Origin of the sequence: Microbispora sp. CA-102843, from assembly GCF_050936215.1 — a bacterium.
Lineage (GTDB): Bacteria > Actinomycetota > Actinomycetes > Streptosporangiales > Streptosporangiaceae > Microbispora.
On sequence record NZ_JBNJNF010000001.1, the window covers coordinates 6,560,746 to 6,577,182 of the forward strand.

Consider the following 16,437-nt stretch of genomic DNA (forward strand, 5'->3'; position numbering starts at 1 on the left):
CCTACCGTCGTGATCGCGAACCAGTGGGATTCAGGTGAAACAGAATCCTATCTCCGTTCCTCGCCGTCCCGCTTCTCCTCCGACAGGCGCAACCCGGCCTCGATCACGGCGTTCATGATGGGGGCGAGCAGCCCCGCGCCGAGGCTGGGGGCCCGGCGGGCCATGGCCGCCACGAGGCGCCGCTCGCGCTCCATGTCCCGCCCCCGGAACCCGCCGACCGGCTTGAGCCGCTGGATCCGCCCGGCCAGCGCGGCCCGGCGTTCGAGGAGCGTGGCGAGGGCCGCGTCCACCCGGTCGATCGCGGCCCGGGCGGCGTCGAGGGTCTCGGGATCCCCCGGCCGTACGAGCGCCGCCATGACGGTCACCGCGTCCTGCGCCGCCGCGAGGGCCCCCGCGGGCGCGCCCGGGCCGACCAGCAGGCCGTCCGCCCCCGCCGCCACCGCCGCGTCCGCCAGCCCGCCGTCGCCGCCCAGCCCGGCGAGCACCGGGCGGCCGGCGCGCTCCCGCGCGGCGCGCATGAGCCCGAGGTCGGGCGCGGCGTCCTCCGGCTCGCTGCGCCCGCCGCTCTCACAGAGCACGACCGCCTCGTTGCCCTCGGCCGCGCAGTCGTCCACCGCGGCCAGCCACTCCTCCAGCGTCGCCGCGCGCCCGTGCTGGACGATTCCCCGCTGGAGGACGACGGGGAGCCCGAGCCTGGCCGCCGCGCGGACGAGATCGGGGTCGCCCGCCCAGGCCGCCCCGACCACCACCCCGTCGGCGTGCCGGGCCACGGCGGGCAGGTCGGCGACAGAGGCGGGCTCCACCAGCAGCGGGCCCGCCCAGCGCGCCCTGGCCTCGGCGATCGCTCCGTCCCCCGAGGTGTCCCGCGCCGGGCCCACCCCGTCGCCGGGAGGGCCGCCGTCGCCGCGCAGGCGCAGCCAGCGGGCGTCCTGCCCCCCGATGACCACAACGGGAAGCCCGTCGCCGATCACGAGATCGCCGATCCGTACGGCGTCGCGGTCGAGTTGGGCTGCCTTCGACATGTGGGCTCCTCCGTGGACCGGCCCCGCGGAACCGGCCGTCTGACATGGGGCTGAGATCGGACTTCCGAGAACGAAAAAGGCAGAGACGCTGGCGTCCCTGCCTCAGGCCGGCTCCGGATGGTCGCTAGCTCACGTCACGCGACCGGCCCTCCCGGAGCCGGCCTCGTAAACGAGCTGTACCTACCCATAACAAGGACCTTAGCAGCGACGGGCCACGACTCGAACCGATCTGTCTCGGATTCCGGGATCGCCCGTCATGGACGCGGTTGATCCCTTTGCCATCCGTGGGACGATTCATGGGTCCAGGAAGGGGTTCGAGTGTCGCGTGCGGAAGGCCGGCTCGTCGGAGGCCGGTACCAGTTGATGGAGCCGATCGGCCGAGGTGGCATGGGCGTCGTCTGGCGCGCCCACGACCAGTTGCTGGACCGCGCGGTCGCGGTCAAGGAGGTCCGCTACGACAGCGCCATGGGCGACGAGCTCAGCGACCTCAATCGCCGGACCATGCGCGAGGCCCGGGCCGCCGGCCGCCTCACCCACCCGAACGTGGTGGTCGTCCACGACGTGATCGAAGAGGACGACCGGCCCTGGATCATCATGCAGCTGGTGCCGTCCCGCTCGCTCGGGCAGGTGATCAGGGAGGACGGCCCGCTGCCCCCCGAGCGCACCGTCGAGATCGGCCTGCAGATCCTCGACGCGCTGCGCGCCGCCCACCGCCAGGGCGTGCTGCACCGCGACGTCAAGCCCGAGAACGTGCTGCTCACCGACGACGGCCGGGTGGTCCTGACCGACTTCGGCATCGCCAGGCTCGAAGCCGACTCCACCATGACCCGCACCGGCCTCGTCGGCACCCCCGCCTTCATCGCCCCGGAACGGCTCCGCGGCGAGGCCGCGCAGCGTGAGTCGGACCTGTGGTCGCTCGGCGCCACGCTCTACACGGCGGTGGAGGGCAAGCCCCCGCACGACCGGGGCATGGCGATGGCCACCATGCACGCCGTGCTGAACGATGCCCCGGCCCCGCCGCGGCGCGCGGGCGCGCTGGGTCCCGTGCTGCTGGGGATGCTCGGCAAGGAGCCCGCCGACCGGCCCGGCTACGACGAACTGACGCGGCTGCTCAAGCGGGCGTCGCGGGAGCTGACCCAGCCCGCCGCCGCGCCCGCCGAGCCTGCTTCGCCGCGGCCCACGACGCCGGAGGACGCGAAGCCGGAAACGCCCGCCTCCCGCCAGGGCAATGCGTCACGGGGCGCGGCGCCGTACCCGCCCGTGTCCTCCGCCCGCCGCGACGAGCGTCCCGCGACGCCCGCGGAGCGCGACGAGGCGGCGGGATCGGGCCGTACGCCCGCAGGCGAGGGAGCGGCGGCCGAGCGCGACGGCAGCGGGGCCGATGCCGGAAGCGACGCCGCGGGCCCCGGCGAGATCACCTCGCCCCTCCCGGTCATACGCGACGAATTGGCACCGGAGCAGGAGGGCGGCCCGGCTCAGGGAAAGGCCGGGAACGCGCCGGCGTCCATGCCGGAGACCGGCGCGCAGGCCGCCCCGCCCGCCCGTACGACGCCCTCCAGCGGCACCCCCGCGAGGGAGAAGCCCGGGAAGGAAGGCGGTCCGGCAGCGGCGGAAGCCGGCATCCAGGACGGCTCCACCAAGATCGCCCCCGCCGTCGCCTCCGGGAAGACGAAGGATTCCGGCACCTCCTCCGGCGAGGGGTCGCTCTCGGCGGCTTCCGTCACGAGCGCCACGCCGAAGGGCGCGGCGGGTTCGGCGTCGTCCGCCTCCACCGGCTCCGGGGCCGGGGGCGACAGCCGTACGGAGCGGACGGGCGACCGCGCCGGAGCGGACGGCACCGAGACGTCCCGGTCCCCCGCGAGCCGCGGGTCCGTGCCGGGCGCGGGCGATGAGCGGCGTGCCGCCACGGCGGACCGGGCACAGGACGCCTCGGGCGCCGCCGGGATCGCGGCCGCCGGGAGCCCGATCGCCGGGCTGAGGCAGGCGCCTGCGACGGTGCCCCCGCAGGGCGAGGCGGCGTGGCACGAGGTGCCCACCACCACCCCGGCCCCACCGCGGTCGTCGAACGGCACGCTGAAGGTCGCGTTGATCCTCATCCCCGCGCTGCTGGTCATCGCGGGCGTCGCGGGCTACCTCGGCCTGCTGGCGGGCGAGAACGGCTCGGGGGACGAGACCGCCGCCGGGTCGGGCCCGGCGACGACGGGGAAGACCACCAAGGATCCCTCCACCTCGGCGCCCTCCTCGGCCGCGCCTTCCTCCGGCGAGCCGTCCGCGTCCGCCTCGGACGGGGCGACGACGTCCCCGTCCCCCGAGTCCTCCCCGAGCCCCGAGACCTCCGAGCCGGCCGACGTCCCCGAGGGCTGGCACAAGTACAAGCACTCGAGCGGGTTCTCGCTCGCCCTGCCGAAGGGGTGGCACGTCGACGGCAGGGGCAACGGCGAGGTTCGCTTCCGCGGGGACGACCACACCTACCTGGAGGTTCACCACACCTCCAGTCCCGAGTCGGACGCTCTGAAGGTCTGGCGGCGCGATGTGCCGGGCATGAGCGGGAACTTCCCCGGCTACAAGCTCATCGAGATCAGAGAGGTCAAGGGTTACTGGAAGACCGCGGCCGACTGGGAGTTCACCTTCGGCGACAGCCGCTACCGGTCACGGGTGATCGATCGCGGCTTCGTCACCGACAAGCACAACGGCTACGCGCTGCTCTTCAAGACCCAGGACAAGGACTGGAAGAAGAAGAAGGAGCTCTTCGAGACCGTCGCCGCCACCTTCAAGCCGGCGAAGTAGCGGGGGCCGGGCGCGACATCCGCCAGGTCGCTCAACCGGCCTGGCGGGCCTGCTCCAGGTAGGCCACCAGGCCGGCCATCCGCTCGGCCGGCCAGGGCAGGCTCCGGCCGATCTCCGCGCTGTTGTCCCGCCACATCCTGCGGGCCGCCGCCCTGGTCCGCTCGCCGTCCGGTCCGTCGGGGTGGAACCCGGCCGCCAGCGCGTCCCAGCGGCGTACGAGGTCCCGGGCGCGCTCGTCCTCCGCGGGCACGCCGGTCTCGACGAGCCGCAGGCCCTCCTCGACCAGCCCCGCCCACTCGTGCTTGGCCGCTTCGACGCCCTCGCCGCCCAGCGCGTCCCTGCGCTCGGCCAGCCGCTCGCGCTGCTCTGCTGTGAAATACGTCTCGAACACCGACATCAACTCCAACGTGGTCATCAATTGATCCGGATCGGGGCGAGACGAGTCGCCGGCCTGCCGGAGCAGGCCGCGGATCCGCCGGCGCAGCTCCCCGATCAGCTCGGCGTGCTCGTCGAGCCTGCGCAACTGCGCCGTCAGCAGGTCGCGCATCGACTCGGGGTCGTCCGCCGCGCCGTCGAGAACACCCGCGATCTCCTCCAGCGACAGACCGAGCGCCCGCAGGGCGCGGACGCGGTACAACCGCCGCAGGTCGCGCTCGGTGTACCGGCGGTGCCCGGCGGGCGTGCGCTCGCTCGCGCTCAGCAGCCCGATCTCGTCGTAGTGGTACAGCGCGCGCACCGTCACCCCGGTCGCCCGCGCCAGCTCGCCGATCGACCATCGCCGTCCGGCGTCGTCTGCCCCGATCACGCCCGAAACGCTACGACCTCCCGCGGCGGGAGGTTCAAGCCCCGGGAGCGCCGATCAGCAGAGGCCCGTGAGATGGGCTCGGGCGTACGTGCGGAAGGCCGCCACGAGGCGGTTGCGGTCGCGGGCGCGGAGGCCCACTTCGGCTTCCTGGCCCGCTTCCTCGGGCTCGACATGCCCGCCTCGAACGCGCCGCGAACTGCTGGGCTGGCGGCCGACCCACCCCGGCCTCATCGACGACCTCGGCAGCGGCCACTTCCTCGACAGGTGACCTAGAGTGTGGGCTCGCGTGGCATAGCGCCGGCAGTCGCCGGCTCTCCCGCGCGCACGACACGAGAGGCACAGAACAATGCTCGACCGCGACGCCGTCGCACTCGACGACCCGGTCGGTGAGTCGCTCCGCGGCCACCACGCGCACCTGGCCCGTCGGATCGGCCGGGCGGCCGGCTACCTGCCGGAAGTCGCGACCTTCTCCACCGTGTCCGCCGACCCGGACCCGGCGGAGTGGGCCGACCTCGCGCGATTGCTCGGCCGCGGCGAGTTCGCCGATCTGTTCAGCTGCCCGGCGACCCCGCCCGCGGACTGGGAGCCGGTCTTCACTCTCGACGGTTTCCAGATGATCTATCTCGCGGGCGGCCACCCCGGTCCCGCCGACGCCGAGCCCGACTCGGGGGTAGTCGAGCTGGGCGTCGGCGACGTGCCTGAGATGCTCGATCTCACTGCGCGGACCCGTCCGGGACCGTTCTGGCCCCGCACTCACGAACTCGGCACCTATCTGGGTATCCGCGAGAACGGCACCTTGGTCGCCATGGCGGGCGAACGGCTCCGCCCGCCTGGATGGACCGAGATCAGCGCCGTCTGCACCGCCCCCGAAGCCCGCGGGCGAGGTCACGCCTCCCGCCTGGTGCGCGCCCTGGTCACACGTATCGCGGCTCGGAACGAGCGCCCGTTCATCCACGTCGCCGAAGCCAACACCCATGCGATCGCGCTCTACGAGCGTCTCGGCTTCGTGGTCAGAAAGCGCGTGACGTTCCGCGGGTTCCGGACGCCGTGATGGATGACACCGTGGTGGCAGCGTGGATGGCACCGTGCGGTAGCGGACCGACGTCCGGGGGTGTCACCACACGATGGCGTCGGGCCGGGTGAAGTGCCACAGCCTGTCGCTCGAGTTCTGGTCCTGGTCGAGGTAGATGTTGTCCCAGGTGCCGGAACCTTCGTAGGTTTGCAGTGTTATCGCAAGCGACGTGTTGGTACGCGGGCGCAGGCTGCCCCATTCGGTGTTGACGTTGGTCTCGGACACCTCGTCCCGGCGCGACCAGTCCTGGAGGGGGGAGCCGTCGCACGTCTTCACGACCACCGCGTCTCCCGCGTTCGGGGCGCCGGAGGCGGGCTGAAGACACTTGCCGGCGACCTCGTTTTTGATCAGCAGGAAGCCGTCGTCCTTTTCGATGATCGTCCAGCGGGCGGACCTGTGCTGAATGGCGGGAGATCGCAGTGTGACAGCACGCGTACCCTCCGCCACGGCGTCGCCCGAGAGCGAAAGACGACTGCCGTCCATTTTGTTAATTACGCGCATATTGAAGGTGGTCGTGTCCGCGTGGGCGGCCGCCGGGAACACCACGAGGATGGCTGACGCGACGGTCGAGGTCATCAGCGCGGAGCGCCTGATGTTCGGCATGGGCATATCTCCCTGTCTTTCGGTGGAAGCGCATGGAGGGATCCCGCTGGTGGATCACTGGCGGTAGTCAATCTTGGTCCCGGCTCGGATCGCGGTCTCCGGCCATAAAGGCGCGTGAAAGACGTGATCAAGGCCCGATGGCGCCGCTGAATGGGGGCCTTTGCCCCTCTGAGAGTGCCTTGTGAGAGATGCATCCCGCTTTCACGGTGCGTCGCCTCTTATTGGCCCCGCCTCAGGGCGTTGCGCCTCCTCCGAGGATTACCGAGTGAGGGCCCGACACACTCGGCGTGGTGATCTTACTTTTCGGCTGCGCGTGGTTACGGTCTGTGCCTGTGCGTCTGTTCGACGCCTGACTGATCCGTTCCGAATTGCCGGAAGAAGGACATGCGCAATCTTCGCCTGGCTGGCGCTTTCGCCATGCTCACATTGGCTTCGACGTTCGTCGCCGCCTCTGCCTTCGCCCCCGCTCACGCCGGGGTGACGACCGCCGCCCGAGCCGCCGTACTGGAGCCGGACCCACCGGAGGACGAGCCCTGCCCGAGCGGGGAACCGAAACCCTGCGGCGCCTCCGGGCAGGACCGGGAGGGCGTCGACTCCGGCCGCGAGGACGCCAAGAAGGATGCCGATGCGGCCAAGAAGGACATCGCCGCCGCCAAGGACAAGGCCGAGCAGTGCGCCCCGGGATCCGCGCAGGGCAAGCAGTGCATGCGGAACCTCATCGGCGACGGCGCCGAGCAGCAGACGGGGATGGACGACGTCCAGCAGGAACTGAACACCTTCCAGCCCGCGCCGGCCGACAACGCCACGTCGGCGCTGAACGCCACCTGTGACACCTTCGCCGCGGACCTGCCCGCCGCGTTCAAAGTCAGCGACGGCTCGGCCTCGCTGACCGGCCTGTGCGAGTTGATGAACAAGTGAGCGCCATGACACCTCTGACCCGGCGGCTGCCGGTGCTGTCCGCCGCCGCCCTGATCACGTTCCTTCCGGTGGCGGCGTCCGCCGGTTCGGAGCCGGACCTGCCGGCCGCGCAGGCGTTCGACGGCGACACGCCACTGCCGTCCGTGCGTCCGGTGACCCAATACTGCGCCGCGCACCCCGGCGCGTGCCGGTTCGCCGTCGACAAGGCCGGGTCCGGGGACTTCTACAGCGCCGTCAAGTCCCTGGGCAATGCCGCCGTCAACTGCACCGACGACGAGATCACCGTGACGCGCCAGATCACCCTGCGTACCGGCAGCACCGACAACCTCGGCGGCGAGATCACCGGAAAGATCGCAGTGGAGGGGCAGCTCAACGCCTCCGGCGAGGTCTCCGCCGGGGTGAACGCCGAAGGCAGCGGCAGCTTCGACACCCCCAACAAGCAGCAGGGCCCGAGCGCGACCTTCGGCGCCAAGGCCGGCGCGAACGGCAGCGGCAAGGTGGGCGGCTCCCTGGGGCTCAAGGGCGCCTTCGAGGGTGCGTTCAAGCTCGCCTACCAGCACACCTGGACCAGCGAGCAGACCGAGTCCACCACTTACACCACCGTCGTACGGCCCGGGGACGCCCTGGTGTTCGGCGCCAGCGCCGCCATGCAACGCGTCGCCGGAACGATCACCGTGCCGAACGGCCTGCAGATCCACAACGTCGTCGTCACCGGACCGTCGTCCGTCAACACCAGCACCTTCGTCGCCGAGACCTTCGTCGTGGGCGGGAACACCTGCGAGCAGGTGCATCCGCACGCCAAGACCGCCGCGGACGACAACGTCAATCAGACCGGTCGCCGCGTCGACGCGTTGACACCCGTCTCCGCGCTGCCGCCGGGAGCCCGGCTCAGGGAGCGGACCGTGCTTCCGTTCCGGCCGTCCTGACCGTCCCGCCAGCCTCTTGTGATGGAGATCATCGTGAACTTCGTGCAGACCCGTGCCGGGATCGGCATGGTCCCGGCCGCCGGCGTCGCCGCGGCCCTCTGCCTCGGCCTGCCCGCGGCTGTCCAGCCCGCGTACGCCGACGCACCAGGTAGTTGGGGCAGCGCGGGCAGTTCGGTAAACGCGGGCAGCCGGCCGGTCGCGGTCATCAACGGCGACTTCGCCCTGCCCGCCTTTCCCGCCGGGAGCGTGAACTGGAGCCCGGTGCAGGGCTGGTCCGTCGGTTCGACCGCCGGATCCGGCACCGCCGCAGGAGTCGGGCGTTACGCGGGCGCGGACTCAGGACATCCCGACGGCAAGACGGCCGTCATGCTGCGCTTCCCGGCCGCCGCCTACGGTTTCAAGCAGCGGCTGCGCGGGGTGCGCGCGGGCGCCCAGGTGACCGTCACCTTCGACGACAGCCCCGGAATCGCCGCCGCCTGCACACCGGCGTCGGTCGCCCAGGGCCAGTCGTACACGGTCGAGGGCGCGGGGGGCGAGGTCAGTGAGCGGACCACCGCCCCCGACCCGGACAAGAAGCTCAACACCCTCGGCAAGGGGGTGTGGCGCACCGGGCAGACCTACACCTTCACCGCCTCCGAGCACGAACCGCTGCTCACCTTCACCTCCAAGGTGCCGTCCAACGCCAACGCCAACGGCAACTGCGGCCCGCTGGTCGCCGACGTCAGGGTGGTCCAGGTCCCGCCACCGGTCGACAAGACCATTCCCAAGACCGCCCTGCCGCCCTCCCAGGCCTTCTACGGCAACGACGCCAGGCCGGTCAGCGAAGCGGTGAACTACTGCAACGGCGCTCCGGGCAGGTGCGTCTTCAAGCCGGAGAACGAGTATTCGTATGCGTACTACGAGCCGGCCCAGATCAACGGGGACACCTACATCAACTGCACCCGCAACGCGCTGACCCGCACGCGCCCGGTCACCTTCGCAGGCCGCTCCTACGGGGACCTGCCCGCGACCGCCGGCCTTCCCGGCACCACGGGCACGCCCGGCAACATGGCCCAGCAGTTCGCCGCCGGAACCGCGACCAGCCCGTCATGGACCACCACGAGCACCCACACGGTGAACGAGGCCCTCCAGTCTTCCGAGGCCTCCTGGATCGAGACCCAGGCCGGCCGCCGGCGCACCGAGGGCTGGTTCGTATCCGATCCCGCTCCCGCCGACCCGAACACCGAGTGGCGCCTGTACACCGTCCTGGACTACCCGGCCACCGAACTGTCCGACCGCGTCTACCAGCGCACCGGCCCGATGACCGCATCGGAGAAGCAGCGCTGCCAGGCCGACCGTCCCACGGCCTCCACACCCGTCGGCATGAACACCCCGGCGGGCACCAACCGCTCTTCCTGACCGTCACGGCGTAGCCGGCACGGCCGGCTACGCCGCCGTCATCAGCACGTCAGCGGGAGTAGTGCTCGACCACGAGCTGCTCGTCCACCGGGACCACGATCTCCTCGCGTGCCGGGCGCCGCAGCAGGGTGAAGCGCAGCCCCTGGTGGTCGACCTCCAGGTAGGGAGCGATCCGCTCGTCCGCGTACGTGCCCTCGGCGGCGGCCACGAACGGCTGCATCCTGACCGACCGTTCCCGTACGGCCACGGACTGGCCCGGCTTGACCAGGTAGCTCGGGATGTCCACCTTGCGGCCGTCAACCGTGATGTGCCCGTGGTTCACGTACTGCCGGGCGGCGTAGATCGACGGCGCCAGGCCGGCCCGCAGGACGAGCGAGGCGAGCCGGGTCTCCAGCAGCGCCAGCAGTTCCTCCCCCGACCGGCCGGGACGGCGGACGGCCAGATCCCAGTAGCGGCGGAGCTGGCGTTCCGACACGTCGTAGTACCAGCGGAGCTTCTGCTTCTCCAGCAGCCGCACTCCGTAGTCGCCGGTGTTGCGCCGGTTGGTCTTGCGGCCGTGCTCCCCCGGCGGGTAGGGCCGGGCCTCGAAGTACTTCACCGCCTTGCGGGTGAGCGGAACGCCCGCCCGCCGCGACAGCCGCACCTTCGGTCCCGTGTAACGCATGACACCCTCTTTTCAAGTTAGGTAAGCCTTACTAAGGTAAGCCTAACCTACTGAATCAAGGAGCTCCCATGCACCACCCGGTCACCGCCGCCCCCACCCCCGAACGGGTACGCACCCTCGCGGCCCTGGCGGCGCCCACGCACGTCTCCGTCGCCGGGTCCGACGTGCCCGCGTCCGCCGCCCGCGGCGGCGTGGACGGCAGAGGCCGTCCGGTCCTGCTGGTGAAGCCGGGCGAGACCCTGTACGGCGCGCCCGCGGAGACCCTGGTGACGGTCGACCTCACGGCGAGCAGGGAGGTCGGCGGGGTCGAGCGGCCCCGAGCCCTGCTGAAGGTGCGAGGGTGGACGCAGCCCGTGCCGGCGGCGGAGACGCGCGCCGCCGCCGTCGCCATCGCGGAGGCGTGCCCCGACGAGGACCTGTTCGCGGCCGTCGAGGGCGGCGCTCCCGCGCTGCTGCGCGTCGACGTCTGCCACGTGATCTATTTGACCGGCCAGGAGTCGGGCGTCCTCGAGGCCGAGAGCTACCTCGCCTCGGCCCCCGACCCGTTGCTCCCCCTGGCCGAACGCATGGTGCGCCACGTCAACGAGTCCCACGCGGGACAGCTGAGGGAGGCGGCGGAGAGGCTGACCGGGGAACCGGCCGAAGAGGTGTGGCTGTGGGAGCTGGACCGCTACGGCGCCACGTTGCGGCCCGGCCCCGGCCACCTGGTGAGGGTCCCCTGGCCGGCCCCCGTTGCGACGCCCGCGGCGCTCGAACGCGCCCTGGCCTGCCTGCTGTCCCCGTGACGGCACTGGGAGAAGACGATGAAAGTTGCAGGTCCATACGAAATCGGCCGCAGGTCAGGGCGTTGCGGACCGCCTGAGCGTTGACCGTCCGGCGTGGCGAGGAAAAGGATGCGGCTCGACCTGCGCCCGGAGAGGGCGACAGCGTGACCGCTCGAAGGAGCTCCCCATGCACGGCTCGCTCACCCGCCGGCGGCGCGCCGGCCTGGCCCTGCTGACGTCCGCGGCGCTCGCCGCCGCGTCGGCCCTCGTGGCGGCGACGGCCCTCACCGCGCCCGCCTCGGCCGCGACCTCCGCCACCGTGACGGTGAACACCGGCACGAGCCTCGGCACGATCCCGGCCGCCGGGCACGGCGTCAACGTCGCCGTCTACGACGGGAACATGAACAGCTCCCCCATCCCGGGCCTGCTGCGGGACGCCGGCTTCACCGCCGTCCGCTACCCCGGCGGGTCGTACGGCGACATCTACCACTGGAAGACGCACACCACCGAGGGCGGCTACGTGGCCCCGGGCACCGACTTCGACACCTATGTGAGCACGGTGCGCTCGGCCGGCGCGCAGCCGGTCGTCATCGCCAACTACGGCACGGGCACCGCCCAGGAGGCCGCCGACTGGGTGCGGTACGCCAACGTCACCAAGGGGTACGGCGTCAGATACTGGGAGGTCGGCAACGAGGTCTACGGCAACGGCCACTACGGCTCGGGCTGGGAGCAGGACAACCACGCCGACAAGAGCCCGAAGGCGTACGCGAACAACGTCCTGCAGTACATCTCGGCGATGAAGGCCGTGGACTCCTCGATCAAGGTGGGCGTCGTGCTCACCACCCCCGGCGGCTGGCCGGACGGCGTGGTGGGCTCGGGCGACAGCGCGGACTGGAACAACACGGTCATGTCCATCGTGCAGGACAAGGCCGACTTCGTGATCATCCATTGGTACCCCGGCGCCACGTCGGCGGCCGACAGCCTGACGAAGGTCTCGCAGATCGCCCCGATGGTCAGCACGATCCGCTCGCTGCTCACGAAGTACGCCGGGAGCAGGGCGTCGGGCATCGGCATCGCGGTCACGGAGGCGAACCTCAACTACCAGCTCAACAGCGCGACGACGGCCCTGGGCGCCGCGGACAGCTACCTCACCTGGTTCGAGAACGGGGTGATGAACGTCGACTGGTGGAGCCTCCACAACGGCACCAGCAGCAGCCCGAAGACCAACGACGACGGGACCCCCGACTACAACGACTTCGGCATCCTGTCCTCGGGCAGCTCCGGGGAGCCCGCGGTGAACACGCCCCTCCCGCCCTACTACGGCCTGGCCATGGTCGGCAGGGCCGGATCGCCCGGTGACACCCTGGTCAAGGCGTCCTCGTCCGACTCGCTGCTCGCCGCGCACGCGGTGAAGACCTCCGGCGGCGTCAACGTCGTGCTGGTCAACAAGGACCTGAACAACTCCACGACGGTCTCGCTGTCCTACTCCGGGTTCTCCCCGGGCGGCGCGGCCACCGTCGTGCAGTGGCGCAAGGGCGCCACCTCGATCAGCACGAGCAGCGCGTCGTCCGCCACCTCGATCACGCTCCCGCCGTACTCCATCACGGTCCTGAAGGCGTCCGGCGGCACCGCATCCCCCTCGCCGTCGCCCTCGCCGTCCGTCTCGCCCTCGCGTACACCGTCCCCGTCGCCCTCGGCCTCCCCCACGTCCGGCGGCCAGGGGTGTTCGGCGACGTACAAGGTGACCAACTCCTGGCCCGGCGGCTTCCAGGCCGATGTGACGGTCACGAACACCCGCACCACCGCGATCTCCGGCTGGACCGTCGGCTGGTCGTACCGGAACGGCCAGACGATCAGTTCCTCGTGGAACGCCTCGGTGTCCCAGTCGGGCGCCGCCGTCACCGCGAAGAACGTGAGCTACAACGGCAGCCTGGCCGCCGGAGCCTCCACGTCGTTCGGCTTCACCGCCAACGGCTCCGGTGACGTCCCGTCGCCGATCTCCTGCACCACCGGCTGACCCCCGCCCGCGCCCGCCCGTGCGCACGGGCGGGCGCGGCCCCGGCCATCGCCCTGTTCCCCGGCACATCGAGCGGCGGATAGACGCGGGCATGACCGCGGTCATGGTCCCGATGGGCGATTGCGTCCGACCCGAATCGCTCTAGGGTCGAGACATGGCGCGTTTCGACTGGCTTCGCGACGCCGACCGGCCGTCCCTTTTCAACGTCGTGTTCTGGGCGATGACGACACTCCTGACCGCCGGCCTCGTGCAGGCGATCGCGACCGCCTCCGCCACCCCGCTGGAGTACGTGCTCTTCGCCGCCAACCTCGCGCTGCTCGCGGTGCTCTGGCCGGCGCTGCCCTGGAGTCCGGCGCGGGGCCGCCATTGGGTGGCCCCGCTGTTCCTGGCGGCGACGATCCTGCTGGGGGTGACCGGTTCTCGGGCGACCCACATGCCGCTGATCCTCATCGCGGTGGCCAACCTCGCGTTCCTGTACGGCATGCGCGTCGCGACGGCCATCCTGTCCTGCGTCGTGGTCCTTTCCGTGTTCGTGCCCCCGTTTTTCGGGTCGACGGTCGCCGACGGTCTCGCCCAGGCCGCCGCGATGGCCGTGTTCTCCGCGTTCGTCCTGGGCATGGTGGCGTCCATCATCGAGGCGCGGCGCAGACGCGAGGAGGCCCAGGGCCTGCTGGAGCGGATCAGGGAGCTGGCCGTCGCCGAGGAGCGGGCCCGGATGGCGGCGGAGATGCACGACTCGGTCGGCCACCACCTGACCGTCATCAAGATGGGCCTGGAGAACGCCGAGCGCTTCCGCGAGCGCCGCCCCGAGGCCGCCTGGGCGGAGGTCCGCCAGGCCAAGGAGCTCACCGTGGAGGCGCTGGCCGACGCGCGGCGCTGGGTGCGCGCGCTGCGGCCGCTCGCGCTGGACGGCCGCGTCGGCAGCGCCGCGCTCGAACGGCTCGCGGCGTCGTTCGACGGCACCGGCATCAGCGTGAGCTTCGAGGTGCGGGGCGAGGAGCGGCGCCTGGAGGCCGACACCGAGCTCGTCCTCTACCGGGTGCTGCAGGAGGGGCTCACCAACGCGCTGCGGCACGCGAGGGCGGAGCACGTGCACGGCACGCTCACGTTCGGCGACGGCCAGGTGGCGCTCGTGGTCAGCGACGACGGAACGGGCAGGGACGACCGGGCGCGCTGCGGCTTCGGGCTGACGTCGCTGGCGGATCGGGCCAGGGCGCTCGGCGGCACGCTGGCCGGCGGCAACAGACCGGACGGCGGGTTCGAGTTGCGCGCCGAGCTGCCGCTGGGGGTGCGGGCATGACGCCGGTCAGGGTGGTGCTGGTGGACGACCAGGCGCTGCTGCGCCAGGGGCTGCGCAAGCTGCTGGAGGTCGAGGACGGCATCGAGGTCGTCGGCGAGGCGGCCGACGGCTACGAGGCGCTGCGGGTGATCGGCGACCGCCGCCCGCACGTGGCGCTCGTGGACATGCGCATGCCGGGCATGAACGGTGTGGAGCTGATCTTCCGCCTGGCCGCCGAGCATCCGGAGGTGGCGGTCGTCGTGCTCAGCACGTTCGACGAGGACGAGTTCATCTTCGGCGCGCTGCGCGGCGGCGCGACCGGCTACCTGCTGAAGGACTGCTCGCCGGAGGAACTGGTCTCGGCCGTCCACCGGGTGAGCCGCGGGGAGACCGTGCTGGGCAGTCCGGTGGCGGCCCGCCTGGTCGCCGAGCTGCGGCACCTGCCGGTGAGCCCGGTCGCCTTCCGCGGGCAGGAGTTGCTGTCGGCTCGCGAGGTGGAGGTGGCGCGGATGGTCGCCGCCGGGGCCGCCAACAGGGAGATCGCGGCACGCCTGTTCATCACCGAGGGCACGGTCAAGAACCACGTGTCCAGCGTGCTGCGCAAGCTGGGCCTGCGCGACCGCATCCAGCTGGCCCTGCATCTGCGTCCGTCAGCTTCTCGGCCGTGAAACCGGCGGCTCCCGCAACGGGAGCCGCCGGAAACGGGTTACCAGGAGGCGGGCTTGCCCTTCTGGTAGAGCCACACGTCGAAGAAGGCCTTCAGGTCCATGCCCGAGACCTTCTCCGCCGCCCGGATGAAGTCGGCGGTGCCCACGTTGCCGTGCCGGTGCTCGATCGTCCAGTCCTTGATCAGCTTGAAGAAGGCGGTGTCGCCGATCTTGCCGCGCAGCGCGTGCAGGGTCATCGCGCCGCGGTTGTACGGCACGTTGCCGAACATGTCCTCCGGCCCGGGGTCGGCCGTGACGGTCTGCCAGAACGACGAGGTCGCCGCGCGCCCGTAGTTGCTGGAGCTGTTGAACGTCTGCTGCGCGGTGCTACCGCCGGTGTGCTCGGTCCACAGCCAGGACGCGTACGTCGCGAAGCCCTCGTTCAGCCAGATGTCGGACCACTTGCGGATGCCCACGCTGTCGCCGTACCACTGGTGGGCGAGCTCGTGCGCCATCGTGCCGACGCTGGGCGCGCTGGCGAAGATCGGCTTGGTCTGGCTCTCCAGGGCGTAGCCCACGTTGGGCGCGCGGTCGATGATGGCGCCGGCCTGGTTGAAGGGGTACGGCCCGAAGATCGAGGAGAAGTAGTCCAGGATGTTGGGGATCTGGGCGACGGCCGCGGCCGACTGGGTCACCAGGCGCGGGTCCACCGCCGTGTAGACCGGGATGCCGCCGGGCGTGGTCGTCTCGTTGACGACGAAGTTCCCCAGGGTCACCGTGGCGAGGTAGGTCGCCATCGGCTCGGCCGAGTCCCAGACGAACGTCGTCTTGCCGTTCGCGGTCGTCTGGGACACCAGGCGGCCGTTGCCCACCACCGTGATGCCCTCGGGCACGGTCGCGTGGAAGGTGAACGTCGCCTTGTCCGCGGGGCTGTCGTTGGACGGCAGCCACGCGGGGGCGCCCTGCGGCTCGCCCGGCACGAAGGCGCCGTCGTCCGTCGGCACCCAGCCCTCGATCGAGCCGTCGGGGTCGGTGATGACCGGCGGCGTCCCCGCGTACGTCACCGTGACCGTGAAGGTCTCCCCGGTCTTGAGCTTCGGCCGCGGCGTCACGATCAGTTCCTGGCCGTTCCGGGTGAAGTCGGCCGGGTGCTTGCCCACCTTCAGCGAGGTGATCTGCGGGCCGCGGAAGTCCAGGTCGAACTGGTCCAGGTCCTGGGTGGCGACCGCGGTGATCACCGTCGTGGCGTCCATGACCTTGGTGGCGGGGTCGTACGCGAACGTGACGTCGTAGTGCCGCACGTCGTAGCCGCCGTTGCCCTGGTCGGGGAAGTACGGGTCGCCGAGCGAGGGGGCGCCCGCGGAGTAGCGCGGTTCCCCGGGGTTACCGGGAGCCGCGAGAGCGGTGGGCGCCTGGGTCGCGGTGAGCAGCGCGGCCGCGAGGGCCGCGCCGCCGAGCCGCGCCGCCCGGCGGGAACGGGACGATGTCATCGGAGTCCTTCCATGGACCGAGCGGCCGGGTCGGCCGCTCGGTCC

Annotated in this window: 14 protein-coding genes; 9 read left to right on the forward strand and 5 right to left on the reverse strand. The window is 71.6% G+C overall.

Annotation, left to right across the window (positions count from 1 at the left end):
• Nucleotides 1-47: 47 nt before the first annotated feature.
• Complete coding sequence (locus tag ACQEVJ_RS30425; RefSeq protein ID WP_433106947.1) at nt 48-1,022, reverse strand: chorismate mutase; 975 nt, start codon at nt 1,020-1,022, stop codon at nt 48-50.
• A 363-nt stretch (nt 1,023-1,385) separates the two neighbouring features.
• Here ACQEVJ_RS30425 and ACQEVJ_RS30430 point away from each other — a divergent pair, with 363 nt between their 5' ends.
• Nucleotides 1,386-3,809 (forward strand): protein kinase domain-containing protein, encoded by a 2,424-nt coding sequence (locus ACQEVJ_RS30430; protein WP_433113055.1) that lies wholly within the window; start codon nt 1,386-1,388, stop codon nt 3,807-3,809.
• A gap of 31 nt (nt 3,810-3,840) precedes the next feature.
• Here ACQEVJ_RS30430 and ACQEVJ_RS30435 read toward each other — a convergent pair whose 3' ends face one another.
• Complete coding sequence (locus tag ACQEVJ_RS30435; RefSeq protein WP_433106949.1) at nt 3,841-4,614, reverse strand: MerR family transcriptional regulator; 774 nt, start codon at nt 4,612-4,614, stop codon at nt 3,841-3,843.
• Nucleotides 4,615-4,960: 346 nt separating this feature from the next.
• Here ACQEVJ_RS30435 and ACQEVJ_RS30440 point away from each other — a divergent pair, with 346 nt between their 5' ends.
• Nucleotides 4,961-5,665 carry a GNAT family N-acetyltransferase gene (locus tag ACQEVJ_RS30440; RefSeq protein WP_433106951.1) on the forward strand — a complete coding sequence of 235 codons (705 nt, stop codon included), beginning with the start codon at nt 4,961-4,963 and terminating at the stop codon, nt 5,663-5,665.
• 63 nt (nt 5,666-5,728) lie between these two features.
• Here ACQEVJ_RS30440 and ACQEVJ_RS30445 read toward each other — a convergent pair whose 3' ends face one another.
• Nucleotides 5,729-6,289: an RICIN domain-containing protein gene (locus tag ACQEVJ_RS30445; protein ID WP_433106953.1), complete on the reverse strand. Its 561-nt coding sequence runs from the start codon at nt 6,287-6,289 to the stop codon at nt 5,729-5,731.
• Between the two features lie 417 nt (nt 6,290-6,706).
• Between ACQEVJ_RS30445 and ACQEVJ_RS30450 the strand changes: the two genes are divergently transcribed.
• Genes ACQEVJ_RS30450 through ACQEVJ_RS30460 form a run of 3 tightly spaced genes read left to right on the forward strand, consistent with a single transcriptional unit; the run spans nt 6,707 to nt 9,531 of the window.
• On the forward strand, nt 6,707-7,207 hold the full coding sequence (locus ACQEVJ_RS30450) for a hypothetical protein (RefSeq protein ID WP_433106955.1): 501 nt from the start codon (nt 6,707-6,709) through the stop codon (nt 7,205-7,207).
• Between the two features lie 5 nt (nt 7,208-7,212).
• Entirely contained in the window at nt 7,213-8,133 is a 921-nt protein-coding gene (locus tag ACQEVJ_RS30455; protein WP_433106957.1) for a hypothetical protein, read from the forward strand.
• 21 nt (nt 8,134-8,154) lie between these two features.
• Nucleotides 8,155-9,531 carry a hypothetical protein gene (locus ACQEVJ_RS30460; protein WP_433106959.1) on the forward strand — a complete coding sequence of 459 codons (1,377 nt, stop codon included), beginning with the start codon at nt 8,155-8,157 and terminating at the stop codon, nt 9,529-9,531.
• A 49-nt stretch (nt 9,532-9,580) separates the two neighbouring features.
• Here the strand turns inward: ACQEVJ_RS30460 and rpsD are convergent, their stop codons facing one another.
• On the reverse strand, nt 9,581-10,195 hold the full coding sequence (gene rpsD, locus ACQEVJ_RS30465; protein ID WP_433106961.1) for a 30S ribosomal protein S4: 615 nt from the start codon (nt 10,193-10,195) through the stop codon (nt 9,581-9,583).
• Nucleotides 10,196-10,263: 68 nt separating this feature from the next.
• On the opposite strand from rpsD, the gene ACQEVJ_RS30470 reads away from it, so the two are divergent.
• The 4 genes from ACQEVJ_RS30470 (at nt 10,264) to ACQEVJ_RS30485 (ending at nt 14,923) form a co-directional block, all read left to right on the forward strand.
• Complete coding sequence (locus tag ACQEVJ_RS30470) at nt 10,264-10,980, forward strand: DUF2470 domain-containing protein (RefSeq protein WP_433106963.1); 717 nt, start codon at nt 10,264-10,266, stop codon at nt 10,978-10,980.
• 166 nt (nt 10,981-11,146) lie between these two features.
• Nucleotides 11,147-12,976 carry a cellulose binding domain-containing protein gene (locus ACQEVJ_RS30475; RefSeq protein WP_433106965.1) on the forward strand — a complete coding sequence of 610 codons (1,830 nt, stop codon included), beginning with the start codon at nt 11,147-11,149 and terminating at the stop codon, nt 12,974-12,976.
• Between the two features lie 154 nt (nt 12,977-13,130).
• Nucleotides 13,131-14,276 (forward strand): sensor histidine kinase, encoded by a 1,146-nt coding sequence (locus ACQEVJ_RS30480; protein WP_433106967.1) that lies wholly within the window; start codon nt 13,131-13,133, stop codon nt 14,274-14,276.
• Nucleotides 14,273-14,923, forward strand: a complete 651-nt coding sequence (locus ACQEVJ_RS30485) for a response regulator (protein WP_433106969.1) — start codon at nt 14,273-14,275, stop codon at nt 14,921-14,923. The genes ACQEVJ_RS30480 and ACQEVJ_RS30485 overlap by 4 nt, the downstream gene beginning before the upstream one ends.
• A 38-nt stretch (nt 14,924-14,961) precedes the next feature.
• Here the strand turns inward: ACQEVJ_RS30485 and ACQEVJ_RS30490 are convergent, their stop codons facing one another.
• Nucleotides 14,962-16,392, reverse strand: a complete 1,431-nt coding sequence (locus tag ACQEVJ_RS30490) for a M1 family metallopeptidase (RefSeq protein WP_433106971.1) — start codon at nt 16,390-16,392, stop codon at nt 14,962-14,964.
• Nucleotides 16,393-16,437: the final 45 nt, after the last annotated feature.